This window comes from Corynebacterium sp. UMB9976 (assembly GCF_030212265.1).
Classification (GTDB): domain Bacteria; phylum Actinomycetota; class Actinomycetes; order Mycobacteriales; family Mycobacteriaceae; genus Corynebacterium.
In genome coordinates, this window is record NZ_JASODY010000172.1 from 1 (window position 1) to 238 (window position 238).

Genomic DNA, 238 nt, shown 5'->3' on the forward strand with positions numbered 1-238 from the left:
CAGAAACGCCTCAACAAGCCGGATAAGCACGCAGCACTCAAAGCCGCGATCCGGGAGTGCTTCGAACGGAACAAGCATCGCTACGGCTATAGGCGAGTCCTACTTGACCTGCGGAACCAAGGCTGGGTGGTCAACCACAAACTCGTGTACAAACTCATGTACGAGATGGGGCTTCGAGCCAAGATCCGCCAGCGCAGGCCATATGTTTCCTACACTGGGACGATCAGCCACATCGCTG

The 238-nt window shown here is 56.3% G+C and carries 1 protein-coding gene; it reads left to right on the plus strand.

The annotated features are described in order from the left end of the window. On the plus strand, positions 1–238 hold a 238-nt coding region (locus tag QP140_RS10270; protein ID WP_284759551.1), incomplete at both ends, for an IS3 family transposase.